The 25680-nt window shown below is 67.9% G+C and carries 28 protein-coding genes; 25 read left to right on the top strand and 3 right to left on the bottom strand.

The features are described 5' to 3' along the window. Positions 1-8 precede the first annotated feature (8 nt). The 3 genes from LQ771_RS04440 to LQ771_RS04450 all read left to right on the top strand — a co-directional run bounded on the left by LQ771_RS04440 (position 9) and on the right by LQ771_RS04450 (position 2523). A complete protein-coding gene (locus LQ771_RS04440; protein ID WP_231351161.1) occupies positions 9-770 on the top strand; it encodes an NAD kinase in 762 nt (253 codons plus the stop codon). 73 nt (positions 771-843) lie between these two features. Further along, complete coding sequence (locus LQ771_RS04445; protein WP_231351162.1) at positions 844-1767, top strand: 5'-nucleotidase; 924 nt, start codon at positions 844-846, stop codon at positions 1765-1767. 57 nt (positions 1768-1824) lie between these two features. Further along, the gene (locus LQ771_RS04450) at positions 1825-2523 is read left to right on the top strand and encodes a DUF1003 domain-containing protein (RefSeq protein ID WP_231351163.1); all 699 of its coding nucleotides are present in this window, start codon (positions 1825-1827) and stop codon (positions 2521-2523) included. Between the two features lie 15 nt (positions 2524-2538). Here LQ771_RS04450 and LQ771_RS04455 read toward each other — a convergent pair whose 3' ends face one another. After that, on the bottom strand, positions 2539-3417 hold the full coding sequence (locus tag LQ771_RS04455; protein WP_231351164.1) for a DMT family transporter: 879 nt from the start codon (positions 3415-3417) through the stop codon (positions 2539-2541). Between the two features lie 113 nt (positions 3418-3530). On the opposite strand from LQ771_RS04455, the gene LQ771_RS04460 reads away from it, so the two are divergent. The 4 genes from LQ771_RS04460 to LQ771_RS04475 all read left to right on the top strand — a co-directional run bounded on the left by LQ771_RS04460 (position 3531) and on the right by LQ771_RS04475 (position 8382). Continuing rightward, a complete protein-coding gene (locus LQ771_RS04460; protein ID WP_231351165.1) occupies positions 3531-4700 on the top strand; it encodes an acyl-CoA dehydrogenase family protein in 1170 nt (389 codons plus the stop codon). Between the two features lie 131 nt (positions 4701-4831). Beyond that, the gene (locus LQ771_RS04465) at positions 4832-5383 is read left to right on the top strand and encodes a GNAT family N-acetyltransferase (RefSeq protein WP_231351166.1); all 552 of its coding nucleotides are present in this window, start codon (positions 4832-4834) and stop codon (positions 5381-5383) included. Beyond that, a complete protein-coding gene (locus LQ771_RS04470) occupies positions 5380-5997 on the top strand; it encodes a glutathione S-transferase family protein (RefSeq protein ID WP_231351167.1) in 618 nt (205 codons plus the stop codon). The genes LQ771_RS04465 and LQ771_RS04470 overlap by 4 nt, the downstream gene beginning before the upstream one ends. A 114-nt stretch (positions 5998-6111) precedes the next feature. Next, positions 6112-8382: a thiamine pyrophosphate-dependent enzyme gene (locus LQ771_RS04475; protein ID WP_231351168.1), complete on the top strand. Its 2271-nt coding sequence runs from the start codon at positions 6112-6114 to the stop codon at positions 8380-8382. 139 nt (positions 8383-8521) lie between these two features. On the opposite strand, the gene LQ771_RS04480 is transcribed toward LQ771_RS04475, so the two are convergent. Then, a complete protein-coding gene (locus tag LQ771_RS04480; RefSeq protein ID WP_231351169.1) occupies positions 8522-10204 on the bottom strand; it encodes a GGDEF domain-containing protein in 1683 nt (560 codons plus the stop codon). Between the two features lie 415 nt (positions 10205-10619). Here LQ771_RS04480 and LQ771_RS04485 point away from each other — a divergent pair, with 415 nt between their 5' ends. The 9 genes from LQ771_RS04485 (at position 10620) to LQ771_RS04525 (ending at position 21311) form a co-directional block, all read left to right on the top strand. Then, positions 10620-11177, top strand: coding sequence for an NADPH-dependent FMN reductase (locus LQ771_RS04485; RefSeq protein ID WP_231351170.1), 558 nt, complete (start codon positions 10620-10622; stop codon positions 11175-11177). A 113-nt stretch (positions 11178-11290) separates the two neighbouring features. Then, positions 11291-11710, top strand: a complete 420-nt coding sequence (locus tag LQ771_RS04490; RefSeq protein ID WP_231351171.1) for a heavy metal-responsive transcriptional regulator — start codon at positions 11291-11293, stop codon at positions 11708-11710. Continuing rightward, positions 11707-14229 (top strand): heavy metal translocating P-type ATPase, encoded by a 2523-nt coding sequence (locus LQ771_RS04495; protein WP_255674239.1) that lies wholly within the window; start codon positions 11707-11709, stop codon positions 14227-14229. Before LQ771_RS04490 ends, LQ771_RS04495 begins: the two co-directional genes overlap by 4 nt. Before the next feature lie 114 nt (positions 14230-14343). Further along, positions 14344-15636, top strand: a complete 1293-nt coding sequence (gene folC / locus LQ771_RS04500; protein WP_231351173.1) for a bifunctional tetrahydrofolate synthase/dihydrofolate synthase — start codon at positions 14344-14346, stop codon at positions 15634-15636. 71 nt (positions 15637-15707) lie between these two features. Then, a complete protein-coding gene (locus LQ771_RS04505) occupies positions 15708-16682 on the top strand; it encodes an SPOR domain-containing protein (protein ID WP_231351174.1) in 975 nt (324 codons plus the stop codon). A gap of 24 nt (positions 16683-16706) precedes the next feature. Next, positions 16707-17303, top strand: coding sequence for a CvpA family protein (locus tag LQ771_RS04510; protein ID WP_231351175.1), 597 nt, complete (start codon positions 16707-16709; stop codon positions 17301-17303). Between the two features lie 60 nt (positions 17304-17363). Continuing rightward, positions 17364-18839, top strand: coding sequence for an amidophosphoribosyltransferase (gene purF / locus LQ771_RS04515; RefSeq protein ID WP_231351176.1), 1476 nt, complete (start codon positions 17364-17366; stop codon positions 18837-18839). A gap of 58 nt (positions 18840-18897) precedes the next feature. Continuing rightward, complete coding sequence (locus LQ771_RS04520; RefSeq protein WP_231351177.1) at positions 18898-19707, top strand: ferritin-like domain-containing protein; 810 nt, start codon at positions 18898-18900, stop codon at positions 19705-19707. A gap of 416 nt (positions 19708-20123) precedes the next feature. After that, positions 20124-21311 (top strand): site-specific integrase, encoded by a 1188-nt coding sequence (locus LQ771_RS04525; protein ID WP_231351178.1) that lies wholly within the window; start codon positions 20124-20126, stop codon positions 21309-21311. 7 nt (positions 21312-21318) lie between these two features. On the opposite strand, the gene LQ771_RS04530 is transcribed toward LQ771_RS04525, so the two are convergent. Beyond that, the gene (locus LQ771_RS04530) at positions 21319-21882 is read right to left on the bottom strand and encodes a hypothetical protein (protein WP_231351179.1); all 564 of its coding nucleotides are present in this window, start codon (positions 21880-21882) and stop codon (positions 21319-21321) included. Positions 21883-21991: 109 nt separating this feature from the next. Between LQ771_RS04530 and LQ771_RS04535 the strand changes: the two genes are divergently transcribed. From LQ771_RS04535 to LQ771_RS04575, 9 genes are all read left to right on the top strand, one after another. Next, entirely contained in the window at positions 21992-22195 is a 204-nt protein-coding gene (locus LQ771_RS04535) for a helix-turn-helix domain-containing protein (RefSeq protein WP_231351180.1), read from the top strand. Beyond that, positions 22192-22524 (top strand): hypothetical protein, encoded by a 333-nt coding sequence (locus LQ771_RS04540; RefSeq protein ID WP_231351181.1) that lies wholly within the window; start codon positions 22192-22194, stop codon positions 22522-22524. The genes LQ771_RS04535 and LQ771_RS04540 overlap by 4 nt, the downstream gene beginning before the upstream one ends. A 14-nt stretch (positions 22525-22538) precedes the next feature. Beyond that, positions 22539-22865: a hypothetical protein gene (locus tag LQ771_RS04545; protein WP_231351182.1), complete on the top strand. Its 327-nt coding sequence runs from the start codon at positions 22539-22541 to the stop codon at positions 22863-22865. Continuing rightward, a complete protein-coding gene (locus tag LQ771_RS04550; RefSeq protein ID WP_231351183.1) occupies positions 22862-23431 on the top strand; it encodes a DUF3102 domain-containing protein in 570 nt (189 codons plus the stop codon). The genes LQ771_RS04545 and LQ771_RS04550 overlap by 4 nt, the downstream gene beginning before the upstream one ends. Next, complete coding sequence (locus LQ771_RS04555; RefSeq protein ID WP_231351184.1) at positions 23428-23652, top strand: hypothetical protein; 225 nt, start codon at positions 23428-23430, stop codon at positions 23650-23652. Before LQ771_RS04550 ends, LQ771_RS04555 begins: the two co-directional genes overlap by 4 nt. A gap of 61 nt (positions 23653-23713) precedes the next feature. Next, positions 23714-23857 (top strand): hypothetical protein, encoded by a 144-nt coding sequence (locus LQ771_RS04560; protein WP_231351185.1) that lies wholly within the window; start codon positions 23714-23716, stop codon positions 23855-23857. Positions 23858-23918: 61 nt separating this feature from the next. After that, positions 23919-24383 (top strand): hypothetical protein, encoded by a 465-nt coding sequence (locus LQ771_RS04565; RefSeq protein ID WP_231351186.1) that lies wholly within the window; start codon positions 23919-23921, stop codon positions 24381-24383. A gap of 273 nt (positions 24384-24656) precedes the next feature. After that, positions 24657-24860: a hypothetical protein gene (locus LQ771_RS04570; protein ID WP_231351187.1), complete on the top strand. Its 204-nt coding sequence runs from the start codon at positions 24657-24659 to the stop codon at positions 24858-24860. Between the two features lie 9 nt (positions 24861-24869). After that, complete coding sequence (locus LQ771_RS04575; RefSeq protein WP_231351188.1) at positions 24870-25598, top strand: hypothetical protein; 729 nt, start codon at positions 24870-24872, stop codon at positions 25596-25598. Positions 25599-25680 lie beyond the last annotated feature (82 nt).

The following is a 25680-nucleotide window of genomic DNA, read 5'->3' on the forward strand; positions in this document are numbered from 1 at the left end:
GGATGCCCATGCGCTTTGCCTTCGTCGCCAGCGATACCGCCGTCGCCCAGCAGGCCCGCCGCAGGCTGGCCGAGCGCTACGGCGACCAGCCACCGCTGGAGGCCGACGTCATCGTGGCGCTGGGTGGCGACGGCTTCATGCTGCGCACCCTGCATGCCCACCGCGCGCTGGACCTGCCTGTCTACGGCATGAAGCTCGGCCGCGTCGGATTCCTGATGAACAAGCATCAGCTCGACGACCTGCCCGGGCGGATCGAGCGGGCCCATGCCGCCGTGTTGTACCCGCTGCAGATGCGCACCATCGACGGCGCGGGCAACGAACAGTTCGCGCTCGCCTTCAACGAAGTCTCGCTGTTGCGCCAGACCAACCAGGCCGCGCATCTGGAAGTGAAGCTCAACGACACGGTCAAGCTCGCGGCGCTGGTCTGCGACGGTATCATGGTCGCGACGCCGGCAGGTTCCACGGCCTACAACCTTTCGGCCCACGGTCCGATCCTGCCGCTGGACGCCAACGTGCTTGCGCTCACCCCGATCAGCCCGTTCCGGCCCCGCCGCTGGCGTGGCGCGATCCTGCCGCACCGCACCGTGGTGACGTTGCGCGTGCTCGAGCCGGGCAAGCGGCCGGTCAGCGCCACCGCCGACTTCCTGGAAGTACGCGACGTGCGCACGGTGAGGATCTGCCAGGCCGAGGAGTGCGGGGTGAAGCTGCTGTTCGATCCGGAGCACAATCTGGAGCAGCGGATCCTGGACGAGCAGTTCGCCGCGGAGTAGGGGCCGCCCTGTTCCCTCTCCCCCGGAGTCAGTCGGGGGAAACCCGGATGCACCCCTTTGCCGGATTGAAACCATGACCATTCCCGACGCCCACGATCCCAGCGCCAGCACCGACAATCGCCTGGTCGTGGCGATCTCTTCGCGCGCGCTGTTCGACCTGGGCGACAGCCACGCGCTGTTCGAACGCGACGGCCTGGACGCCTACCGCCGCTTCCAGATCGAGCACGAGGACGAGCTTCTGCAGCCGGGCGTGGCCTTTCCGCTGGTGCAGAAGCTGCTGGGCCTCAACAAGCTGGCTGGCGACAAGCCGCCGGTGGAGGTGATCCTGCTGTCGCGCAATTCCGGCGATACCGGCCTGCGCATCTTCAACGCCATCCAGCACCACGGCCTGGAGATCAGCCGCGCCGCCTTCACCAGCGGCGCGCCCACCTCGGACTACATCGCGCCGTTCAAGGCCGACCTGTTCCTTTCTGCCAACGCCGAGGATGTCGGCCGCGCGCTGGCGGCCGGCGTCGCCGCCGCCACGATCCTGCCCAGCACCGCGCCGCCGCGCGCCAGCGAGCAACTGCGCATCGCCTTCGACGGGGACGCGGTGATCTTCGGCGACGAGGGCGAGCGCGTCTCGCGCGAGGAGGGGCTGGAAGCCTTCCACCGCCGCGAAACCGAGCAGGCTGGCGAGCCCCTTTCGGTGGGCCCGTTCCGCGGCTTCCTCACCGCGCTGCACCGGTTGCAGACCGCCTTTCCGGCGGAGGACTCGCCCATCCGCACCGCGCTGGTCACCGCGCGCTCCGCGCCGGCCCACAAGCGCGTGATCCTGACCCTGCGCCGCTGGGGCGTGCGCATCGACGAGGCGCTGTTCCTGGGCGGCCGCGACAAGGGGCCGTTCCTGGACGCCTTCGGCGCCGATATCTTCTTCGACGACTCGCCTTCCAACGTGGAGTCGGCGCGCAAGCACGTCGCCACCGGCCACGTGCCCCACGGTGTCAGCAACCGCTGAACCACCGGCACAGCGGGCGGTGCTAGGCTCGCGCCCGGACAACCGGAGGGTACGGTGGTGGGCAAGCACACGATGGGAACCTGTGTTGTCTGCGGCAAGGAACTGCCGGTGCGCGAGCTGGTTGCCGGCGAACTGGTCCGTCCCGAGATTGCCGAGGAACTTGCCAGACTGGCGCCTGGATGGACGCCGGACCGGCCGGTGTGCCGCGCCGACCTGGCCCGGGCGCGCGCCGCCTACGTGCACGACCTGCTCGAATCGGAAAAGGGAGAGCTCAGCTCGCTCGAGAAGGAAGTGCTGCGCAGCCTGCGTGAGCAGGAGCTGGTTTCGACCGACATCGAGCGCGAGTTCGATCGCCAGTGGAGTTTCGGCGAGCGCCTGGCCGACCACATCGCCACCTTCGGCGGGAGCTGGACCTTCCTGGCCTTTTTCGCGCTGTTCCTGCTCGGCTGGATCGGCCTCAATTCGTTCGTGCTCTGGCGCCACCCGCCCGATCCGTATCCCTACATCTTCCTGAACCTGATGCTCTCGTGCCTGGCCGCGGTGCAGGCGCCGGTGATCATGATGAGCCAGAACCGGCAGGAGGCGAAGGACCGCCTGCGCTCGCAGCACGACTACAAGATCAACCTCAAGGCGGAGCTGGAGATCCGGCACCTGCACGAGAAGGTCGACCACCTGCTGTCGCACCAGTGGGAACGGCTGGTGCGTATCCAGGAGCTGCAGGTGGAGCTGCTTTCCGACCTGGGCCGGCGCAGATGAGGTGCGTGCGGTGGATCAGGAAACCAGCTTCATCCGCCGCCACCAGCCGGTCACCTGCTCCTCGCGCACCAGCGTGAACAGGCCCGCGCTTAAGATCAGCACGATGCCGATCAGCATCGGCCAGTCCAGCGTGTCGCCGAACAGCCAGTAGCCGAAACCGATCGCCCACAGCATCTGGCTGTACTGCGTCGGCGCCACGCGGTTGGCGGGGGCGAGCTGGGTGGCCAGCATCAGCAGCACGCCGGCCAGCCCGGCGAGCAGGCCGTAGCCGGCCAGCAGCTCCCACTGGGGCAGGCTGGGCCAGGTGAAGGCGGGCAGCATCAGCAGGCCGCCCGCTACCAGCGGACCGATGACCCCGGCGCCATACAGGCTGATCCGCTTCTCGTGCGCGCCGGCCATCCGCAAGGCCACCACCGACATTGCGCCGGCCATGCCGCACGCGATCGCCGCGAAGTGACCCACGCCCAACTGGCGGAAGCCCGGCCGCAGCACCACCAGCACGCCGGCGAAGCCCACGATCACCGCCAGCCAGCGCCGCCAGCCCACGTGCTCCTTGAGGAACGCCACCGACAGCAACGTCACGAAGATCGGCATCAGGAAGATCAGCGCGAAGGTCTCGGCCATCGGCAAATGGGTGAATGCCACCACGGCCGACACATTGCAGATCGCGCCGGTCACCGCGCGGATCCACCACAGCGAAGGACGGTTGGCCAGGAACATTTCGTGCCAGCGGTCGCCCGGCTTGCGGATGAAGGGAATCGCCACCAACCCGAGCGCCGCCCCGAAGAACACCGCCTCGAACGCCGGCAGCGTGCCGTGCAGGGATTTGACGAAGGCGTCGCTGATCGCATAGGCCGCATAGCAGGCAAAGCCGAGGAGTACGCCCTTGAACATGGGTGGTCCGGGTGGGGTGGGGCCAGGGCGGCAGATGGGCAGGCGCCCCGGCATGACCTGCCGCCATCGCGGGCGGTAGAATGCCGGGCTTGTCCCTCCAACGGAACCCACGCATGGCCGCCCGTCTCGACCCGCTCGACCTGTACGACGTCCGCTCGCTGCTGTCCGACGAGGAGCGCATGGTGCAGGACACCGTCGGCCGCTTCGTCGACGAGAAGGTGCTGCCGATCATCGGCGACTGCTTCGACCAGGGCCGCTTTCCCAAGGAGCTGATCCCCGAGATCGCAAGCCTGGGCCTGCTGGGTGCGACGATCCCGGAAAAGTACGGTTGCGCGGGTATGAACGGCGTGAGCTACGGCCTGATCTGCCAGGAGCTGGAGCGCGGCGATTCGGGCCTGCGCAGCTTCGCCTCGGTGCAGAGCTCGCTGTGCATGTACCCGATCTACGCCTACGGCACCGAAGAGCAGAAGATGCATTACCTGCCGAAGATGGCGGCGGGCGAGGTCATCGGCTGCTTCGGCCTGACCGAGCCGCACGGCGGCTCCGATCCGGCCAACATGAAGACCAACGCGAAGAAGGACGGCGGCGACTGGGTCATCAACGGCGCCAAGATGTGGATCACCAACGGCAACCTGGCGCACATCGCGATCGTCTGGGCGCAGACCGAAGACGGCATCCAGGGCTTCGTCGTGCCGACCGACACCGCCGGCTTCACCGCGCAGGAAGTGCACAAGAAGATGAGTCTGCGCGCCTCGGTCACCAGCGCGCTGTTCTTCGACAACGTGCGCGTGCCCGAAGCCAACCGCCTGCCCAACGTGAAGGGGCTGAAGGGGCCGCTGGGCTGCCTGACCCAGGCGCGCTACGGCATCACCTGGGGCCCGATCGGCGCCGCGCAGGCCTGCCTGAAGGAAGTGCTCGACTACACCGCCGAACGCATCCTGTTCGGCCGCCCGCTCGCGTCGAACCAGGCGATCCAGCTGAAGCTGGCCGACATGGCCCGGCGCATCACTACCGCGCAGCTGCTCTCGCTGCAGCTCGGCCGCCTGAAGGATGCCGGCGCCATGCAGCCGACCCAGGTTTCGCTCGCCAAGTGGAACAACTGCCGCATGGCGATCGACATCGCCCGCGAGTGTCGCGACATCCTCGGCGGCGCCGGCATCACCACCGAGCATTCGGCGATCCGCCATGCGCTGAACCTGGAATCGGTGATCACCTACGAGGGCACCGAGACGGTGCACCAGCTGGTGGTCGGCCGCGAACTGACCGGCATCAACGCGTTCTGATCTTCCCCCTTCGGAACAGGAAGCCGGAGGGCGGACGAGGATCCGGCATGGCGCGCGCGGATGAAGTTCGCGCTGCCCCGAACCTTCCCCCGCCCCTCTCCGACGGGAGAGCGGCTTTCAGGAGCCAGGCCTTGCACGTTCCCGATATCCGCATCGAAACCGACCGCCTGCTACTGCGCCCGCCACGTATCGAAGATTTCGATGCCTACGCGACGAACATGGCCGACCCGGAGGCGGCGCGCTTCATCGGCGGGCAGCAGGCCCGTGCGGTGGCCTGGCGCGGCTTCCTGTCGCTGGCGGGTGCCTGGATGATCCAGGGTTTCTCCATGTTCTCGGTGATCGAGAAGTCCACGGGCCAGTGGATCGGTCGCCTTGGTCCCTGGCATCCGGAAGGTTGGCCCGGCACCGAGGTCGGCTGGGGCCTGGCGCGCGAGGCATGGGGCAAGGGCTATGCGCTCGAAGGCGCGACGGCAGCCATCGACTGGGCGTTCGATCACCTGGGCTGGGGCGAGGTCATCCACTCGATCGACCCGGCCAACGAGCCCTCCCGGTTGCTGGCGCAACGGCTCGGCTCCGCCTGCCGCGGCCCCGGCAAGCTGCCGGCCCCCTACGAGGACGCCTCGACCGAGATCTGGGGCCAGACACGCGAACAGTGGCGGGCGCGTCGAAAGGCACGCGCATGATCACCATCTACGGCATGCGCGCCTCCGGCAACTGCTACAAGCTGCAGTTGCTGCTTGACCAGCTCGGTCGCGACTACCGCTGGGTCGAGGTCGACAGCGCCCATGGGGCGACGCGTACGCCCGAGTTCCTGGCCAGGAATCCCAACGGCAAGGTGCCGCTGCTGGAGCTCGAGGACGGGCGCCGGCTGGCCGAGTCCGATGCCATCCTCTGTTATCTCGCCGAGGGTACGCCCTTCTGGCCGAATGGCGCGGGGCCCGAGGACGCCTGGCTGCGCGCGCAAACGCTGCAGTGGCTGTTCTTCGAACAGTACAGTCACGAGCCATGCATCGCGGTGGCGCGCTTCATCCGCGGCTGGTTGCCGCCGGAACATCCGCGGCAGGCCGAGGTGCCGGCGCTGATCGAGCGCGGCAAGGGCGTGCTGGCGGTGATGGAGCAGCACCTGGCCGGGCGCCAGTGGTTCGTGGGCGAGCGCTACGGGCTGGCCGACATCGCGCTGTATGCCTACACCCACTGCGCCGGCGACGGCGGCTTCGACCTGTCGCCCTTCTCGAACATCCTCGCCTGGCTGGCGCGCGTGCAGGCGCAGCCGGGGCATACGCCCATGCAGCGCTGACCGTTCCCCGGTAGGAGCCCACCTGTGGGCGATGCTTTTGATCCCGTTGCCAGAAAGAGCATCGCCCACAAGTGGGCGCCTGCGAAAACCTCCCTTCAAACGACCGATACCGCCATGTCCCTGCCATTCCCCATCACCGCCCGCCACAAGGGCTTTAACCGTGCAGAGATCGTCGACCAGAACTTCACCGAGTTCGTGAAGCTGTGGCAGGGCGAGGTGTACGCCGCACCGCGTGACAACCAGCCGGTGCTGCCCGGCAGTGCGCTGGACGCGCGAGGCTTCCGCGAACTGTTCGAGTCGCAGCTGATCAGCCGCCACCTGGACCTGATGGCGCGCGTGCTGCGCGTGCAGAACAAGGTGTTCTACACGATCGGCTCCTCCGGCCACGAGGGCAACGCGATGGTGGCGCGGCTGACCCGCCACACCGATCCGGCGTTCCTGCACTACCGCTCCGGCGGCTTCATGGCCGAGCGCTTCCGCAAGCTTCCCGGCATGGACCCGGTGATGGACTCGGCGCTGTCCTTCGCGGCGAGCAAGGACGATCCGGCCTCCGGCGGCCGCCACAAGGTGTGGGGCAGCAAGCCGCTCTGGGTGCTGCCGCAAACCTCGACCATCGCCTCGCACCTGCCCAAGGCGCTGGGCACCGCGATCGCCATCGACCACGCGCGGCGCATCGGTCACAGGCTGCCGGTACCGGACGATTCGATCGCGATCTGTTCGTTCGGCGATGCTTCCTCCAACCACGCCACTGCTCAGACCGCCTTCAACGCCGCCGGCTGGACCGCCTACCAGAAGCTGCCCGCGCCGGTGTTGTTCGTGTGCGAGGACAACGGCATCGGCATCTCGGTGAAGACGCCCACCGACTGGGTGGCGGCCAACTACCGCTCGCGCTCGAACCTCGACTACTTCTTCGCCGATGGCCTGGATCTGGCCGAGGGCTACGCCCAGGTGCAGCGCGCGATCGACCATTGCCGCGGCACGCGACGCCCGACCTTCCTGCACCTGAAGACCACCCGCGTGATGGGCCACGCCGGTACCGACTTCGAGATCGAGTGGCGCAGCATCGAGGAGCTTTGCGCGGTGGAGGCGACCGATCCGCTGCTGCGCTCGGCCGCCATCGCGCTGGAGTCGGGCCTGTACTCGAAGGACGAGCTGCTGGCCCTGTACGAAGCCACCCGCAAGCGCTGCTTTGCCGCTGCCGAGGAGGCCGATCGGCGGCCCAAGCTCGACCGCCTGGACGAGGTGATGGCGCCGCTCGCGCCGTACACGCCTGACAAGGTGAAGGCCGAGGCCGGACGCACCGACTACGCCGACGCCCGCCTGAAGGCCTTCGGCAGCGAGGACAGGCTGCCCGAGAACCAGCCACCGCGCCACCTGGCCATCCAGATCGGACAGGCGCTGCACGACGTCATGGCCAAGTATCCGGAGTCGCTGCTGTTCGGCGAGGACGTGGCGCAGAAGGGCGGCGTGTACACGGTCACCAAGGGCCTGCACAAAACCTTCAAGAACACCCGCGTGTTCAACACGCTGCTGGACGAGACGATCATCCTCGGCCTGGCCCAGGGCTACGCCAACATGGGCATGTTGCCGATCCCGGAGATCCAGTACCTGGCCTACTTCCACAATGCCGGCGACCAGATCCGCGGCGAGGCGGCCAGCCTGCAGTTCTTCTCCAACGACCAGTACCGCAACCCGCTGGTCATGCGCGTGGCCTCGCTGGGCTATCAGCGCGGCTTCGGCGGCCACTTCCACAACGACAACTCGATCGCCGCGCTGCGCGACATCCCGGGCCTGATCGTCGGCTGCCCCAGCCGCGGTGACGACGCCGCCACGATGCTGCGCACGCTGACCGCCCTGGCGAAGGTGGACGGGCGCGTGTGCGCTTTCCTCGAACCGATCGCGCTGTACATGACCAAGGACCTGTACGAAGCGGGCGATGGCCAGTGGCAGTTCGCCTACCCGGCGCCGGGCGAGGCCATGCCGCTGGGCGAGGGCAGGATCTACGGCGAGGGCGCCGACGACCTGGTCGTGTTCACCTTCGGCAACGGCGTGCCGATGGCGCTGCGTGCCGCGCGCACCATCGAGGCGGAGCTGAAGTGGAAGGTGCGCGTGGTCGACCTGCGCTGGCTGGCGCCGCTCAACGATGCGTTCATCGCTTCGGAAGCAAGGACGGCCAAACGTATCATCGTGCTCGACGAGGGCCGCAAGAGCGCCGGCGTGGGCGAGGGCGTGATCACCGCCATCGTGGAGGCCGGCCTTGGCGCCACGCCGCTGGAGCGCGTGGTCGGCGCCGACACGTTCACCCCGCTGGCGGGCGCGGCGTTCCTGGTGTTGCCGGGCGAGGCGGACGTGGCGGAAGCGGCTAGGCGGCTGGCCGCCGGCTGAGGGCGAGCGGGGCGACGGCGCGAGACCATGCCCGCGCCAGGCTTGCCGCTGGACGGGCTCGAACAGGCGCTTCCCGCGCCATCCCCTGGCAGGACCGGGTGTGCACCCGGGGCGCGTGCCCTCGCGCGACGGGGCGTGCCTACTCCTCCAGTTCGGTCACCCGCGGCCAGGCCTCGCCGGGAAGGCCACGCGGCCGGTCATAGAGACGCGCCTGGTTGCGCCCGTTCACCTTGGCCTGGTACATGGCCTGGTCGGCGCGCTCGATCAGTGTCTCCAGGGTGTCGCCGATCGCGCGCATGGCCACGCCGATGCTCACGCTGAGCATGAACTCGCCGTTGACCGGGATCTCCAGGCGGTGCACCCGCCGGCACAGGCGGGTAGCCACCTGCATGGCCTGCTCCTCCACGACGCCGTCGAGCATGGCGATGAATTCCTCGCCGCCGTAGCGCCCCAGCAGGTCCGCGGGTCGCAGCTCGGCGCGCAGCGCCTCTGCCACCTCGATCAACGCACGGTCGCCTGCGCGGTGCCCCTGCTGGTCGTTGAGCAGCTTGAACCGGTCCAGGTCCAGGAACAGCAGCACCACCGGGCGGCCCGTGCTTTCTTCCAGCATCCTCTCGGCCGCCTCGCTCCATGCGCGGCGGTTGAGCACGCCGGTGAGCGAATCGTTGTCGGCCAGCGCGCGCACCATGTCGCGGTCGCGTCGCATGGTCACCGCGCGATCGCCAAGGCCGATCGACAGCACGATCGCCTCGAATGCACCGGCCACCACGCTGGCGTCGCTGATCCAGCCCATGTCGGGCAGGGCGCCGCTGAGTTGGGCGGTGGATAGCGCGGTGAGCGCCAGCAACGGCGTCCAGCCGACCAGGAAGAACCAGGCGTGCCGCGAACCATGGCAAGCGGCCACGGTTGCGGTGAGCAGCATGAGCAGTGCACCCAGGATCAGCAGCGGATCGACCAGTGCCTGCGCCACATCCACCAGCAGCCCGATCGGACTGCTGCGCATCAGCGCCAGCAGCGGCATGCCGATGGCCAGGGCCAGTACGGGCGCGCGCAGCAGTGGCGCGAACCGCTGCAGCTCGCAGAAGCGCGTCATGAACAGCGCCGCGAAGGCCACCGACAGCGCGATCGACGTCGATTCGAGCAGGCTCGCCGATGGCGCCAGCCAGCCGGCCTCCAGCGGATGGAACAGGAAGCCGGTCTGGATGCTCTGGATGAGCGCGTAGCAGAAGATGTAGCCGGCGTACCAGAAGAACGTGTTGTCGCGCAGCATCAGCGCGAAGCACAAGGCCATCAGCGCCATCGTCAGCATTACCGCGAAGCAGGCACTGAACAGCGTGAGCCAGTGCGCGTCGCGGCCCAGAAACACGGTCAACGATTCCATCTGGAAGCTCAGCGGCGGCGAAAGCCCCTCCATAGGATCGAGCTTCAGCAGGATGAGGGTGGAAGCGGGAACGCTGGCCGGGTAGCGGTAGGCCAGGCGCCCGTGGCCCAGCGTCGGGCCGCCGACCTCGTCCAGCGCCAGGCGGCTGATCGGTTGTCCGGTACCGTCGTAGACGGTGATCCGCCCCAGTGCGGGCGGGGAGATGGTCAGCACGCGTTCCTCGTCGACCCACGGCGGCTGCGGACGCAGCACGACCCAGCTACCCAGGTCCTCCCGCGGGAACGCGTGCAGCAGCGACGGGTCGAACGCCGCAAGCTGGCCCTTGCGGAACTCCTCCAGCACGGCAGCCGGGGTGTCGCCTTCGCGCGCCTCGCGCCAGCCTCCATCCAGCAGCATCGCCGCGTGCACCACGCCGAACCACAGCCACAGCAGCCCGAGCACGCTTCCGATCAACGGGAGCCTGCACCGGTTCCAGATCCTTGCTGCGGACAGCGTCTGCATCCCCTTGTCCCCGTTCGGCGTCGGCCGCGCGTCCCTGCCGCCCGCGTCCCCAACCCCCTGGCCAGGCAAGCCGGGCTACTCCACGCGACGTGCCCGGCATCAGAGACGATCCTACGCGAACCGCCCGGTCCTTCGCCTGCTTTCGATGCGAGCCAGGAGAACGGCTAGCAGGCTCCGTGCCAAGGTGTCTGCCGCCCCGTACGCTCACGACCCCTTGCCGGGCCGGCGCGCAAGCTCGGTCGTATCGCGGCCGTGTCTGACCTGGTGGGGTAGCTATGGACCCACACGAGCAGTCGCGCCGTTGCCTTTCACAAAACGGTGACGTCCGGCCGGGCGCGCCGCGCGGAGGTTTTCCATGAGCATCAAAGTAGCGGTCTTCGTCGGCAGCCTGCGCAAGGACTCCTTCAATCGTCGCCTGGCCCTGGCGGTGGAAAAGCTGGCACCGGCCGAACTGGCGTTCGAGCACGTCGCCATCGGTGAATTGCCGCTCTACAACCAGGACATGGACGGCAACTATCCGGCGCCGTGGAAGGCGATGAAACAGCAGGTACAGGCGGCGGACGCACTGCTGTTCGTGACGCCGGAGTACAACCGTTCGGTGCCCGGCGTGTTGAAGAACGCCATCGACATCGCCTCGCGCCCGTATGGCACCAACGCCTTCGCCGGCAAGCCGGGTGGGGTCATCGGCGCGTCGATCGGCGCCACCGGCAGTGCGCTGGCGCAGCAGCACCTGCGCAACGTGCTGGCCTATCTGGACGTTCCGTTACTGGGACAACCGGAGGTGTTCGTGCAATTCAAGGACGACGGTCCCGTGGATGCCGACGGCAACATCACGGTCGACAGCACGCGCAAGTTCCTGCAGGGGTTCGTCGACCGCTACGTGCAGTGGGTGCATACCATCCTCAAGCGTTGAGCGCTGCACGGCTTCAGCCGTCGTCCCCGTCCGTGTCACCGTGATAGGGGGCGCCCTGCCTGATGCGGAAAGGGCTTGACTCTGGACCTGGATCAAAGGTCTAGACTTGGCCCATGAACGCACAACCTACCCTCACCATCGGTGCCGTCGCCAAGCGCGCCGGCGTGGCCATCGACACCATCCGCTACTACGAGCGTGAAGGGCTGCTGCCCGAGCCGACGCGCCGACCCTCCGGCTACCGCAGCTACGGCGAAGGCACCGTGGCCCAGCTGCGCTTCATCCGGCGCGCCAAGACGCTGGGCTTCACCCTGGAGGAAATCCGCGAGCTGCTTGCCCTGTCGGCCGACCGCCAGCGCGGGGTGAAGGCGGTCAGGCAGCGCGCGCAAAGCCGCCTGATCGAGATCGAGGCGCGCATCGCCGAACTGGAACGCGTGCGTGCCGGACTGGCCCAGCTGGTCGAGGCATGTCCGGGACACGGCGCGCCCGAGGCGTGCCCGATCCTGCGGGCCCTGAGCGGGGAGGAGCGGCGATGAGCGGGTGCTGCCATACGCCGACGGCGGGCGAACGGGATCCGGTCTGCGGCATGAGGGTCGATCCCGCGAGCACGCCCCATCGCGCCGATCACCACGGCCACACCTACTACTTTTGCGGCGCGCGCTGCCGCGAGCGCTTCGTGGCCGCGCCAGGCGAGTTCCTCGGCGAGCCGCCCGCCGCGGCGGGCCGGACCTGCTGTCAGGGAAAGACCGACGGATCGCCGGCTGGACACGCGCACATGGCCAAGGACCCGGTCTGCGGCATGGACGTCGACCCGCACACCGCCACGCACCGGGCCGAACATGGCGGGAAAACCTGGTATTTCTGCAGCTCGCGTTGCCGCGAGCGCTTCATCGGAAACCCGGAGTCGTTCATCGGCGGCCGTGCCGCGCCGCAGGCCGATCCCGGCGCCATCTACACCTGCCCGATGCACCCGGAGGTGCGCCAGGTCGGTCCGGGCGACTGCCCCAAGTGCGGTATGGCTCTGGAGCCCCTGACGCCCGCTGCGGAGGCCGACGATGGGGGAGAGGTCCACGCGCTGGCGCGCCGGTTCGGCTGGCTGGTCGCGTTGACCTTGCCAGTGCTGGTGCTGGCGATGGGCCCGCACCTGGTGGGTCGCTCATGGCCGGAGCGGTGGCTTGGCGCTACCGGCTGGGCCGAGGCGCTGCTGGCCAGCGTGGTGGTGCTGTGGGGCGGTGCGCCCTTCTTCCGTCGCGGCTGGCGCTCGCTCAGGCCCTGGTCGCCGAACATGTACACGCTGATCGCACTGGGCACGGGCGTGGCCTGGGCCTACAGCGTGGTCGCGTTCCTCCTGCCCGGGCTGTTCCCGGGCGGCCTGCGCATGCACGGCCGGGTGGACGTGTACTTCGAGTCGGCGGCCGTGATCGTGGCGCTGGTCACCCTGGGCGACCTGCTGGAACTGCGCGCACGCCGCCGTACCGGCGAAGCGCTCAAGGCGCTGCTCGGCCTGGCACCCAAGACCGCCCACCGCCTGGAGCATGGGCAGGAACACGATGTGCCGCTGGAAGCGGTGCGCGTGGGCGATCTGCTGCGCGTCCGTCCCGGCGAGAAGGTGCCGGTCGACGGCATCGCCACCGAGGGCGAGAGCCACGTCGACGAATCGATGCTTACCGGCGAGCCGATGCCGGTCGCCAAGGCATCCGGCGACAGGGTGACCGCGGGCACTGTCAACCAGGACGGCATGCTGGTGCTGCGTGCGGAGAAGGTGGGTGGCGAGACGATGCTGGCGCAGATCGTCGCGCTCGTCGCGCAGGCCCAGCGCAGCCGCGCGCCGTTGCAGCGCGTGGCGGACCGCGTGGCCGCATGGTTCGTGCCGGCGGTGGTCGCGGTGGCGGTGCTGGCGTTCGTCGCCTGGGCCGTGGCGGGGCCCGAGCCGCAGCTTGCGCACGCACTGATCGCCGCCGTGTCGGTGCTGATCATCGCCTGTCCCTGCGCACTGGGGCTGGCCACGCCGATCTCGATCATGGTCGCCAGCGGGCGCGGCGCGCAGGCGGGCGTGCTGTTCCGCGATGCGGCGGCGATCGAGGCCCTGCATCGGGTGGATACGCTGGTGGTGGACAAGACCGGCACGCTGACCGAGGGCCGGCCTGCCTTGCGGGAAGTCGTGGCACTGGGCGATCTGCCGCGCGAGCGTCTGCTGGCACTGGCTGCCGCGCTGGAACAGGCCAGCGAGCACCCGCTGGCGCGAGCGATCGTGGCCGGTGCCGCGGCGTCCGGGACGGCGGTCCCGGCGGTCACCGGCTTCCGTTCGCTGACTGGACGCGGCGTGCGCGGGAGCGTCGAAGGGGACGAGGTGGCGCTGGGCAACGCGCGCCTGCTGGAGGAGCTCCGGGTCGCGCTGGACGAGGCGTCGGCACAACAGGCCGATCGCCTGCGCGGCGACGGCGCCACGGTCATGTTCCTGGTGGTCGGTGACAGGCTGGCCGGCATTGTCGCCGTGGCCGACCGCATCAAGGCGGACACGCTGGCCGCACTCGACCTGCTGCGGCGCGAGGGCCTGCGCATCGTGATGCTCACCGGCGACAACGCGACCACGGCCAGGGCGGTGGCAGGCCAGCTGCATCTGGACGAGGTGCATGCCGATGTCTCGCCGGCGGACAAGGCCGCGGTGGTCGAGCGGCTCAAGCGCGAGGGGCGACGCGTGGCGATGGCCGGCGACGGCATCAACGACGCGCCGGCTCTGGCCGCGGCGGACGTGGGGATCGCCATGGGCAGCGGCACCGACGTGGCGATGGAGAGTGCGCAGGTGACGCTGGTCAAGGGCGAGCTTTCGGCGATCGCACGGGCGCGGGCGCTGTCGCAGGCGACGGTGCGCAATATCCATCAGAACCTGTTCTTCGCGTTCGTCTACAACGCGGTGGGAGTGCCGCTGGCGGCCGGTGTCCTGTACCCGCTGTTCGGCCTGACCCTGTCGCCGATGTTCGCGGCGCTGGCGATGAGCCTGTCGTCGGTGTCGGTAGTGACGAACGCGCTGCGGTTGCGGAGGGTGCATCTGTGACCCGCACCCCGTTCGCGCAGAGGCCACGCAAGCGCGCTGCGGCAGCCCACCGGCAAAAGCGCAGCGCCCCCTTGATGCCTTAAGCTGCGCGGCGCTCCGTCACAGAGGCTCCCCATGCCCCGCACGCTCGCCGAATGGCTGTCCTACCAGGAAGGCGTCAACCCGCGCAGTATCGAGCTCGGCCTGGAGCGCGTGCGCGACGTGTGGCAGCGGATGGGTGCTCCGCGCCCGGCGCGGCGCGTGATCACCGTGGGCGGCACCAACGGCAAGGGCTCCACCGTGGCCCTGCTGGAAGCCATGCTGCGGGCGGCCGGCCGTCGCGTGGGCTGCTACACCTCCCCGCACCTGCTGCGCTACAACGAGCGCGTGCGTATCGATGGCCACGATGCGTCTGACGAAGCGCTGATCGCCTCCTTCGAGCGCATCGAGGCCGCCCGCGGCAGCGGCGCCGGCGCGGTCCCGCTGACCTATTTCGAGTACGGCACGCTGGCGGCGCTCGACCTGTTCGCGCGCGCCGATCTCGACGTGGCCGTGCTCGAGGTCGGGCTCGGTGGCCGGCTGGACGCGGTCAACATCATCGACGCCGATGCGGTGGTGATCACCACCATCGACATGGACCACATGGACTGGCTCGGCAACGATCGCGACAGCATCGGACGCGAGAAGGCGGGCATCGCGCGGCGGGGACGGCCGGCGATCGTCGGCGAGCTGGATCCGCCCGCCGGGCTGCTCGACGCGTTGGCCGCCAGCGGTGCGCGGATACAGCGGGCGGGGCAGGATTTCCGCGTGGAGCGACATGCGCAGGGTTGGCGCTGGCAGCATCGCGACGGTACCGCGTTCGAGCTTCCCGATCCGGCGCTGGCGGCTCCCGTGCAGTACGCCAACGCCGCGGCCGCCATCGCGGTGCTGCACGCGCTCGACGCCGAAGGCAAGCTGGCTGCGCCGATCGCGCTGGGCCAGGCGGCGACCGACGGGCTCGAGGCCGTGCGGGTACCGGCACGCCTGCAATCGCTGGGCGGCGATCCGGCAGTCGTGGTCGATGTCGGGCACAACCCGCAGGCGGCGCGGGCGCTGGCCGACTGGTTGCGCCTTCGCCGGTTCAGGCGCGTGCAGGCGGTCTACGGTGCCCTCGCGGACAAGGACGTGGCCGGTGTACTGGCCGCGCTGGGGCCGCAGGTGGATCGCTGGCACCTGGCCGGCCTGGACCGGGAGTCGCCCCGCGGCCTGCCCGTCGGCGCGCTGGCCGAGGCGTTGCACCAGACCCTGCCGGAGGCAGGGTTCGACGCACATGCCAGCGTCTCCGACGCGCTGGCCGAAGCACGCGCGCAGGCGCAGCCGGGCGAATGCATCCTGGCGTTCGGTTCGTTCTTCGTCGCGAGTGCAGTGCTGGCTGAACCGGGTGGCTGAGCGAACCGTGCCGACAGCACGGACAGGTATAATCGTTCTGTTGCATGCCGTGCCGCCTTGGAGCTTCGATCTTGAAAACTCGCCTGCTGGGTGCCTTCGTCCTGATCGCGTTGGCGGTGCTGTTCGTGCCGATGTTCTTCTCCAGCACGCCACCGACGGCCGCAGGCGACCAGACCGTGAGCCTGGCGATCCCGCCGGCACCCGACCGTGACCTGCAAACGCGCACGATGAGCCTGGACCCCGACGTCCCGGCCAGCAGCGGCACCGCTGCGCCGGTGATCCCGGCGCCGGCCCGGTCGAGCGCACCGGCGTCGTCGGACCGCCTGGCCACCGTCGACATCGCCTCGCGCCGGCCGCACGACGTGGAGCTGGAACCGGATGCGGCCACGCCCGCGCAGACGCCGCAGCCGGAATCCACCCCCAAGCCCGCCCCCGCGGCGCCGACGCCGACGGAGAAGCCCGCCGACGAAGCGCCGACCGCCAGCGCGCCGGCCGACACCGCCGGTACCGCCGGTACCGCCGCACGCGGCAACTACACGCTCAATCTCAGCGCCTACTCCAGCGAGGGCGCGCAGCGGCTGATCGGCAAGGTGCGCGCGCTGGGCTACCCGGTCAGCGGTGCGCCCATCCACCAGGGCGACCGGACGCTGACCCTGGTGACGGCCGGACCGTTCCAGACGCGTACGGCCGCCGAAGCCGCGCGCCTGAAGATCACCCAGACCATCCCCGGCGCGCCGGCACACCTTGAAAGTGGCGCCAGCGACCAACATGGTGACGTCGCCGCCAAGCCCGCTGCGACACCGGCGCGCGCGGGCGGCTACGCAGTGCAGGTGGCGGCAATGGGCAGCCAGGCCGATGCCAACGCGTTGCGCGACAAGCTGCGCGCGGCCGGCTTCGATGGCTTCACCGACTCGGTCAGCAGCGGGGGGCGTACCCTGTGGCGCGTGCGCGCCGGGCCGCAGATCCAGCGTGCGGATGCCGAGCGCGTGCGCGACCAGATCAAGGCCCGGCTCGGGATGGCCGGCAACGTGGTGAGCGTGCCGTAAGGCGCGGACCACCGGGCGGCAGGCATGAACTGGATCGACTTCAGCATCCTCGCCGTGCTGGCCCTGTCCGTGCTGGTCGGGCTGTGGCGCGGGCTGGTCTCGGAGGTGTTGTCACTGGCCGCCTGGATCGCCGCGTTCTGGGTCGCCTGGACGTTCGGGCCGGTGGTCGCGGCGCATTTCGAGCACACCATCTCGCTGCCGGCGGCACGGATCCTGCTCGGCTACGGATTGTGCTTCGCGGTGGTGCTGATCGTCGGCGCGTTGCTGCGATTCGTCGCACGGCGGATCCTGTCGGGCATCGGACTGGGCGGGCTGGACCGGTTGCTGGGCATGCTGTTCGGTTTCGCACGGGGCGTGCTGCTGGTGACATTGGTGGTGTTCCTGGCCGGCTTCACCGCGCTCACCCGCGAGGCGGGCTGGCAGCGCTCGCTGCTGCTGCCGCAGTTCACCGGCGCGGCCACCTGGCTGGGTGACCGGGTGCCGGAGAGCGTGCGTCGCTACCTGCATCCCCCGGTGCAGCTGCCAAAGCTTCCGCCGGCCACGTTGCCGGTACTTCCGGGCGGTTCACCCGCGCCGGCGCAATCTGTCCTTTCGGCCGTGCGAACGGCCGCGCTTTCCTGACAACGCCTTACACCATCGGGCCTTGCACCATCGGGCTCAACGACCTCAGGGCATCAAACCATGTGCGGAATCATCGGCATCGTCGGTACCACCGAAGTGGCATCGGCGCTTTATGACGGACTCACGGTGCTGCAACACCGGGGCCAGGACGCGGCCGGCATCGTCACGGTCGATGGCGCGCACCTGCGCCTGCACAAGGGCAACGGCCTGGTGCGCGACGTGTTCGGCGAGGACTCGATGAGCCGCCTGCGGGGCAGCATCGGCATCGGCCACTGTCGCTACCCGACGGCCGGTTCGGACAATGCCGACGAAGCGCAGCCGTTCTACGTCAATTCGCCGTACGGCATCGCGTTCGCGCACAACGGCAACCTGGTGAACACCGAAGCGCTGCGGCGCGAGATGTTCCAGGACGATCGCCGGCACATCAACACCGATTCGGATTCGGAAGTGCTGCTCAACGTGCTCGCGCATGAGCTGCAGATCCAGGACCGCATGGCGCTGACGCCCGACCAGATCTTCAAGGCGGTGGCCGGCGTGCACGCCCGTGCCCGCGGTGGCTACGCCTGCCTGGCGCTGATCCAGGGCTACGGCCTGCTGGCCTTCCGCGACCCGCATGGCATCCGCCCGCTGGTGCTGGGCGAGCGCGTGACCGCGGAAGGGCGCGAGTATGCGGTGGCGTCCGAATCGGTCGCGTTCGACGTTCTCGGCTTCAAGCGCGTGCGCGACGTGGCACCGGGCGAGGCGGTCTACATCACCGTGGACGGCCAGCTGCACGCGCGCCGCTGCGCCGAGGGCGCGATGCACGCGCCATGCATCTTCGAGTACGTCTACCTGGCCCGCCCGGATTCGATGATCGAGGACGTCTCGGTCTACAAGGCGCGCCTGCGCATGGGCGAGAAGCTGGCGCAGAAGATCCTGCGCGAGTGCCCGGACCACGGCATCGATGCGGTGATCCCTATTCCCGACACCGCGCGCACCGCCGCCAGTTCGCTGGCCAACGCGCTGGGCGTGCCGTTCCGCGAGGGTTTCGTCAAGAACCGCTACGTGGGCCGGACCTTCATCATGCCGGGGCAGGGCGACCGCGTGAAATCGGTGCGCCGCAAGTTGAACGCGATCGACCTGGAGTTCCGCAACAAGACCGTGTTGCTGGTCGACGACTCGATCGTGCGCGGCACCACGTCGAGGCAGATCATCCAGATGGCCCGCGATGCCGGTGCGAAGAGGGTTTACTTCGCCTCGGCCGCGCCGCCGGTGCGTTATCCAAACGTTTACGGCATCGACATGCCCTCGGCCAGCGAGCTGGTCGCCGCCGGCAAGTCCGAGAAGGAAATCGAACAGTTGCTGGGCGCCGACTGGCTGATCTACCAGGACCTCGCCGACCTGATCTGGGCGGTGCAGGACGGCAACGAGGAGCTCAGGCAGTTCGACACGTCCTGCTTCTCCGGCGAGTACGTCACCGGTCTTGACCACGACTACCTGCAGCAGATCGAGATGCTGCGCTCCGATGACGCCAAGGCCGCCCGCCGCAGCGCCTAGCTTTCGAGCACCCTCTCCCTTTCCCGGGGGAGGCGCGGGGCCCGCCGGAAAACCCTCCATGACTGATCTCCACGCCGCGGCCAAGGCCTGCCTTGCCGCCGCCGATCCGGCCGAAAAGCTCCGCCTCACCCACGCTGCCTGGCAGGCACTGCAGGCTGGCGAACTGCATCCGGATCCCACCGCCGCCGCGCCCGGGTCCATCGGCGTCCCGGGCCATCCCCCGCTTCCACGACTGGTGCCGCAACGCCAGGTACCTCATCGCGGCCTGGGGACGCCCGAGGGCCGGGCGGCGCTGGTGCATGCCATCGCGCACATCGAGTTCAACGCGATCAACCTGGCGTGGGATGCTGTCTACCGTTTTCGCGGGTTCCCCGACGACTACTACCGCGACTGGGCCAGTTGCGCCAACGACGAGGCGCGCCACTTCGCCATGCTCGACCGACGACTGGCCGAACTGGGCCACGCCTACGGCGACTTCGACGCCCACAACGGCCTGTGGGAGATGGCCGAAAAGACCGCCCACAGCGACCTTGCCCGGATGGCGCTGGTGCCGCGCGTGCTGGAAGCCCGCGGGCTGGACGTGACGCCGGGCATGATCGAACGTCTGCGCGGCGTCGGCGACGAACGGACCATCGCCATCCTCGAGGTCATCCTGGGCGAGGAAGTCGCCCACGTCGCGGCAGGCACGCGCTGGTTCCGCTGGTGTTGCGAGCGCGACGGGCTGGAGCCGCGCGCGACGTTCGTGCAACTGCTTCACGACCATATGGGCGGCAACCTGCGCGGGCCGTTCAATCGTGACGCACGACTGGCGGCAGGTTTCGACAGCGAGGAGATGGACCAGTTGGCTGCGCTGGCCGTCTCCCTTTAGTAGCGCACCGCACCGATGCGCATGCCAGGGCCCCTCGTACGAGCCCGCATGCCCTCGTGGGCGAAAAGGCACCAGGTCTTGTAGGAGCCCACTTGTGGGCGATGCTGTCGGCAGGAGCATCGCCCACAAGTGGGCTCCTACGGGTATGCGGCGGATACGCCGGAACGGTCGGGGCCGCTCCAAAGAAAAAGGCCACCGCTAGCGGTGGCCTTTCCACGAACCTTGGTCGGGGTGACATGATTCGAACATGCGACTTATACGTCCCGAACGTGATTTTGGGGCCTTTGGCATCAGGCACTTATGCGCTAAGTCATTGATCTAACGTCCTACTGTGTTCCGTTCGATTTTGCGACATTCTCCCTTTTGCACTTACCATGCACTTACGGCGGCCTGTAAGTGCATCCTGGAGGCGGGGAGTGAAGGAAAAACTGATCGAGCGAACGGTTCGGACGGCCAAGCCCGAAGCCAAGCCCTACGAGATACGCGACACGGACCTAAAGGGCCTGCTACTGCGCGTGCAGCCATCCGGGGCCAAGTCGTTCATCGTGGAGTGGAAGCGCGGGCAGCGGCGCACGCTGGGGCGCTATCCGGTCATGACGCTGGAGGGCGCACGGCGAGCCGCACGGGCCGCCCTGGTGGAAGCAGACACGCACGGGGCACCGCTGGCGACCATCAACAAGCGTGCCACCAAACCGGGCACCTTTGGCGAGTTCATGCGCGAGCACTACGCGCCGCACGTCGAGGCGACCGCGAAGGCGGGCAAGTTCACCACCGCGCTGATTGAAAAACACTTCGGCTACCTGTACGACGAACCCCTGACGGCGATCACGCGCGCGGAGTTCGACCGGTTCAAGGCCAAGAGGCTGAAGGCGGGCACCAACCCAGCCACCGTCAACCGCGACCTGGACCGCATCAAGGCGGCACTATCCAAGGCCGTGGAGTGGGAGCTGCTGGAGGCTAACCCGCTGCTGGGCGTGAAGCGCATCAAGCGCGAGATTGAGGAACGGGTGCGCTACCTGTCCCCCGAGGAAGAAAAGGCGCTCAGAGCCACGCTGGAGCTGCGAGAGGCGCGTTTCAGGCAGCGCCGGCTATCGGGCATTGCCTGGCGCAAGGAACGTGGCAGGGAGCCGCTGAAGCCGATCACCGGCTATGCCGACCACATCATGCCCATGACGCTGCTGGCGCTGAACACTGGCATGCGCCGGGGCGAGATCACGCAATTGACGTGGGCAGACGTTGACCTGAAGGCCAAGCGCGTCACCGTGCGGGCCGGCTATGCCAAGAGCGGCAAGGCCCGACACATCCCGCTCAACAGTGAGGCGGTGGCGGTGCTGAAGCAGTGGAAGAAGCAGCAACCGGTCGGGCGCCTGTTCAACCTGATCTGCACGGCCAAGGCGTGGGGCCGGCTCATGGAGAAAGCCAAGCTGGACGACTTCCGGTTCCACGACCTGCGGCACACGTTCGCGTCGAAGCTGGTCATGGCGGGCGTGGACTTGAACACCGTGCGCGAGCTGCTGGGCCACGGCGACATCAAGATGACCCTGCGCTATGCGCACCTTGCCCCGGAGCACAAGGCGGCGGCGGTGGAGATGCTGGTGCGCTAGAGGCGGGTCACGCAGACTTCAACAAAGGAAGAGCGTCCTTGTTGTCCGGTGAGGCTGGCGGCGCAATCAAATCGCGCAAGCGGTAAGGCGTTCTTGTGAGGCGGGGCGCCCCTGCCCAGCTTCCTTGCAGGGCCGACGACAGGGCGCGCCAATTGTCGATGACGAACTTGTCGGCTTCCATCTTTTTCCGGCGCCTGACATCAGCGCCTTCATTCTCCAACTCGGCATAGTCGAGCGCGCCGAAGATGACTGCCATGGTTGCGCGGTCCTGATACTCAAGAAACCGCGGGCTTAACTCATAGAGGCTAAGCAAACGCGCGGCAATCGGTTGGGTTTCGATGCGCTCCACAACCTCTCGCGCCGTCATGCCGTTGCTTAGCGGATGGCTAGTCAAGAGCTGGGAAACAGCCAGCTCCACTGCGTTGCTGAGCGACAGGTTGTTGTCTGCGGCCAGGATCTCCAGTGCCAGCTTCGCATCAGGCCGCAATCGCACGCTGAACTGTGCGGGCTTCTCCGCCTTGGGCTTTGGCGGGCGTCCAGGCTTTCTGCCGACTTTTTTAGACGTGGTCATGGGTGGAGTTTCGCAGTTTGAAAAAACTGTTGCAACCTCCAACGGGACGCGATACCGTTCGTGCAGGTTTCGCAGTGTGCGAAAACCGTGCAACCCAAGAGGACCGCCGATGAATCCCAGCACCAAACTCGCCTACGGCATCGAGCAAGCCGCCGACGCCCTGGGCATCAGCCGCAGCCGCGCCTATCAGGCCATCGCCACCGGCGAGCTGAGCACCTACAAAGACGGCCGCCGCCGCATGGTCAGTGCCAAGGCGCTGGAGGCGTATGTCGCCAAGAAGGAGCGCGAGAGCCAGGGGAGGCACGCCGCATGAGCGCCGTTGCCGAACCCGTAGTCGTCCGCGTTGAGGACGCCCCCAAGCCCCGGCCGTTCTACGCCTTCAATGCCCGCTACACGGTGGAGCCGGGGGCCAAACCGGACGCGCTGCTGGACGATGCCGGCTGCTGGCTGGAGGCGATAAGCGCCAGCGTCAACAACCTGGCTATGGAGCTAGGGAGCCGTGACAGCACCTTGCAGGCCAACCCGGTGCTGGCCGGGCGCATGGCGTGGGGCGCCTACCACATGATCGAGATGGTGCGCGGAGCAGTGGAGGCCGCACAGGTTGCCATGCTCAGTGAATCCAACCGCGACAACGCCGCCTGATAGGGGGAGCGACGATGAACGACGAAACGGAAAAGCAGCCGACCCAGAACCCGCTCAACAATCACTTCTGGATGAGGGAGCACTTCCCCGGGGCTGACTACTCGCTAGCGAACCTGGGCGAGAAGCTTTCCGGCATCGATGCGCTGGCGCGCGTGCTGGCCAACAACATGAGTCTGGCGATCGACGCCCGCGACAACCCGGAGTCAACGGACGTCCAACCGCTCAACGAGAACATCGTGGGCGGCCTGTTCAGCGCCCTGACCGCGCTCACCGGCGCCGCGTTCGGCAGCGTTTGGGACATGGTGGAGCGTAGCCACAAGGCAAAGGAGGCCGCCGCATGACTGGAGCCAGCCTAATCGCCAAAACCGCCGAGCTGGACGAGCTGGCTATCAGCATCCGCGATTGTGTTGAATCGGCGGAACGCTACGCGGGGCAGGCCGTTTGCGAGGCGGTCAGTGCGGGGCGCTTGCTCGCTCGTGCGAAACAGATAGTGCCGCGCGGCGAGTGGGTGACGTGGGTTACCGCGAACACGCCGCTGGCCGTCCGCACGGCACAGGCATATATGCGGCTGTCGTCGAAGCTGGCCTCGCTTCCTGATGAAGAAGCGCAACGCGTTGCGCTTTTGCCGATACGCGAGGCAATGAAGGCGATCACCACGGACCCGACTGCGCCGACCGCGATGCCGCCTATGTTCGTGAGTGCGAGGGAGCCGCGCGAGAGGTACGTCAGCCAGCTAAAGCAGACCATGCGGGGCATGAACGCGTTCATCACTCGCGTGAACATCGGTGAGCTGAGGCACACGGAAATCGAGAAGACCCGCCACAGCCTTACCACCGCCCTGGCTACCCTCGACATGCTGGAAGCCGAGTTCTCCGCGCTGTCTTCCGAACTGGAGCGTGCCGCATGACTGGCGACCTTGACCCGCAGCGGCGCATGTACGCCACGCCCAACGCTGCCGAGCTACAGGCAGCCTTGCCGGCGCTGGCAGAGCGCATCCGAACCGACCTGGAGGCCCTTGTATTCGACCCGAGCCCGAGCCGGTGCGACGGGGTTGCTCTGACCCTGTACGGGGCGCAGACGCACGTTCTGCGGCTCAGGATGGCGACGGGGGCGGCGGCCAATGACTGACCGTGATCCCGCCTATGCAAGGGGCTACAGGGAGCGCGTACACGGGGCTCCCGTGGCAACCGTGACCACCACCAGCCAGTGCAGCTTCGTGCCCTTTACGCCGCTTCCTGCGGCCTATGAGGGGCGTCGCGTGGCCCTGGTGCTGCTGGACGCCGGAGACACGGACTTCGCCAATGAAAAAGCCCGCTCTGCGAAAGCGGGCTGATTCGAACTTGCTAACCACCGTGTGCGGCCAGCTTAGGGGCTGGCCTGAGAGGAAGCAATAGATGGCAAAGAAAGGTTCTGACTGGAAGGACATTGACGGCAAGGCAGCGTTCGTCATTCCGATGACGCTGCTACGCCATCCCAACATGGCCCACCTGTCGCCCTATGGGCACAAGCTGATCCACGACCTTGGCAAGCAGTACACGGGCTTCAACAACGGCTATCTGTGCGCCGCGTGGTCCCTCATGGAGGGGCAGGGGTGGCGTTCCTCCCTGACGCTGCACAAGGCCGTGCTTGAGTGTGAGTACTACGGCCTGATCCTGCGGACCCAGCACGGGGGCAGGAACAAGCCCAACCTGCACGCCTTCACCTGGCGAAGGATTGACGAGAAGGAGGGGCGGCCTTTGCAGGTTTACCCGGGCGGCGCGCCGTCAAACGCCTGGAAGGAAGTCCGCGAGAAGTGGGTGTATGAGCCGCCCAAGGTGAGCCAGTCCCACCGCTCACGGAAGCTAAGGAAGGCAGCCTGAAAACAGAATCCTTAATTCACCTGGTGAACGAACCTTGTTCACTACGTGAATTAGTGAGGGCCGCCGAGAGCCTGAGAGGCCGATCTTTAATTCACCTGGTGAACTAGTCGTGCCGTTTTGGGCCGTCTAGTTAATTCACCTAGTGAACACCTTAAAAGATTGCCAGGGGGTTAGGGGTGCTTCTTTAGCTCTTGATCCTCGCTTCAAGGGCTCTAAAACGCCGGCGGCCCATCTCGAAACCCAGCGAAACCCATCCGGTTTCGGAGACAACCCATGAACACGAACGATGACCTGGACAACCTGCTGGCGCTGGCTGAGCGGACGCCGGGCTGGAACTTCCGCGAGTACCCGCCGCAACGGGCACGCCTGCGGGGCAACTGCGAGCTGATCGTGGTCCCGCCCTGGCTATGGCGCTCCCGCTACCGTGGGCCAGTGGGGCAGACCCGCCCGCCCGTGAAGCTGCGGCGCGTGGTCTAGGCGGCCAGCATGGGAACCCTTGGCGGAGGGGATGAGGAAGCACGGGACGCGGGATGCGGCCTGACCATCTATGCAGGCGTCACCCTGGACACGGATGCCGGCGGGGCACCTGTCCTGCGCTGGCACGGCGACAAGGCCACAGGCGAGCACATACCGGCGCAGCCTAGCCGGTGGACTGAGGCGGCGGCGCTGAGCCTTACCGCAACGTCACGCCACGACATACGGCCTTGCCTGCTGGCTCTGGTGCGCTGGCAAAGCGTGGGGGAGCTAGAACCCTGTATTGCGTATGGGCGGCGCTACCTAGGCGCGTGGCTGGATCGCACGGGAGGCCGCCAGCACCCTATAAAGGTGCTGGAGGCCGCTGCTACGGATGCGCTGGCCATCGTCTGTGCGGGCCGCATGACTAGGCGAGGAAAGCGCGTGACGGTGGCTGAGCGGGCGCGAGAGCTTCGCATCGGCAGCGACACGTTCAACCGCCTGCGCAAGCGCATGGTGAAGGTTTACGGCTGGCGCCTGGCCGAAGCCGTTCGGCGGTTCAAGGTGGCGCACGACGATCTGCCGCCAAGGCACGCGCGGCAATCTAAAGTAGACGGATTTAGAAACCGTCCGTTCTGGAATCCGGCGAACGCGATTCCCGGCCCAATCAAACAGATTAACTCCTTCGGATTGCCATTATGGCGGGTAAGAGGAACCGCAACCGCCATTGACGATTCCGCTTCGCGCCCCCGTGCCGCGTAATGCACGGGAAACCAATTGAAGCGAAGGCGTCTGCGAAAGCTAGACACGTCTAACCGGCTCGCGTGATGCAGCTGGGGAACGG

The sequence above is a fragment of the Frateuria soli genome (assembly GCF_021117385.1).
In the GTDB taxonomy this organism is placed as follows: Bacteria; Pseudomonadota; Gammaproteobacteria; order Xanthomonadales; family Rhodanobacteraceae; genus Frateuria_A; species Frateuria_A soli.

Excerpts from the sequence above, each read along its gene's own strand:
- LQ771_RS04460 (WP_231351165.1), top strand. The coding sequence starts at position 3,531 with ATGGCCGCCCGTCTCGACCCGCTCGACCTGTACGACGTCCGCTCGCTG.
- LQ771_RS04530 (WP_231351179.1), bottom strand. The coding sequence starts at position 21,882 with ATGACCACGTCTAAAAAAGTCGGCAGAAAGCCTGGACGCCCGCCAAAG.
- LQ771_RS04510 (WP_231351175.1), top strand. The coding sequence starts at position 16,707 with ATGAACTGGATCGACTTCAGCATCCTCGCCGTGCTGGCCCTGTCCGTG.
- LQ771_RS04485 (WP_231351170.1), top strand. The coding sequence starts at position 10,620 with ATGAGCATCAAAGTAGCGGTCTTCGTCGGCAGCCTGCGCAAGGACTCC.
- LQ771_RS04520 (WP_231351177.1), top strand. The coding sequence starts at position 18,898 with ATGACTGATCTCCACGCCGCGGCCAAGGCCTGCCTTGCCGCCGCCGAT.
- LQ771_RS04440 (WP_231351161.1), top strand. The coding sequence starts at position 9 with ATGCGCTTTGCCTTCGTCGCCAGCGATACCGCCGTCGCCCAGCAGGCC.
- LQ771_RS04575 (WP_231351188.1), top strand. The coding sequence starts at position 24,870 with ATGGGAACCCTTGGCGGAGGGGATGAGGAAGCACGGGACGCGGGATGC.
- purF (WP_231351176.1), top strand. The coding sequence starts at position 17,364 with ATGTGCGGAATCATCGGCATCGTCGGTACCACCGAAGTGGCATCGGCG.
- LQ771_RS04495 (WP_255674239.1), top strand. The coding sequence starts at position 11,707 with ATGAGCGGGTGCTGCCATACGCCGACGGCGGGCGAACGGGATCCGGTC.
- folC (WP_231351173.1), top strand. The coding sequence starts at position 14,344 with ATGCCCCGCACGCTCGCCGAATGGCTGTCCTACCAGGAAGGCGTCAAC.
- LQ771_RS04475 (WP_231351168.1), top strand. The coding sequence starts at position 6,112 with ATGTCCCTGCCATTCCCCATCACCGCCCGCCACAAGGGCTTTAACCGT.
- LQ771_RS04565 (WP_231351186.1), top strand. The coding sequence starts at position 23,919 with ATGGCAAAGAAAGGTTCTGACTGGAAGGACATTGACGGCAAGGCAGCG.
- LQ771_RS04540 (WP_231351181.1), top strand. The coding sequence starts at position 22,192 with ATGAGCGCCGTTGCCGAACCCGTAGTCGTCCGCGTTGAGGACGCCCCC.
- LQ771_RS04545 (WP_231351182.1), top strand. The coding sequence starts at position 22,539 with ATGAACGACGAAACGGAAAAGCAGCCGACCCAGAACCCGCTCAACAAT.
- LQ771_RS04550 (WP_231351183.1), top strand. The coding sequence starts at position 22,862 with ATGACTGGAGCCAGCCTAATCGCCAAAACCGCCGAGCTGGACGAGCTG.
- LQ771_RS04455 (WP_231351164.1), bottom strand. The coding sequence starts at position 3,417 with ATGTTCAAGGGCGTACTCCTCGGCTTTGCCTGCTATGCGGCCTATGCG.
- LQ771_RS04570 (WP_231351187.1), top strand. The coding sequence starts at position 24,657 with ATGAACACGAACGATGACCTGGACAACCTGCTGGCGCTGGCTGAGCGG.
- LQ771_RS04535 (WP_231351180.1), top strand. The coding sequence starts at position 21,992 with ATGAATCCCAGCACCAAACTCGCCTACGGCATCGAGCAAGCCGCCGAC.
- LQ771_RS04445 (WP_231351162.1), top strand. The coding sequence starts at position 844 with ATGACCATTCCCGACGCCCACGATCCCAGCGCCAGCACCGACAATCGC.
- LQ771_RS04555 (WP_231351184.1), top strand. The coding sequence starts at position 23,428 with ATGACTGGCGACCTTGACCCGCAGCGGCGCATGTACGCCACGCCCAAC.
- LQ771_RS04470 (WP_231351167.1), top strand. The coding sequence starts at position 5,380 with ATGATCACCATCTACGGCATGCGCGCCTCCGGCAACTGCTACAAGCTG.
- LQ771_RS04490 (WP_231351171.1), top strand. The coding sequence starts at position 11,291 with ATGAACGCACAACCTACCCTCACCATCGGTGCCGTCGCCAAGCGCGCC.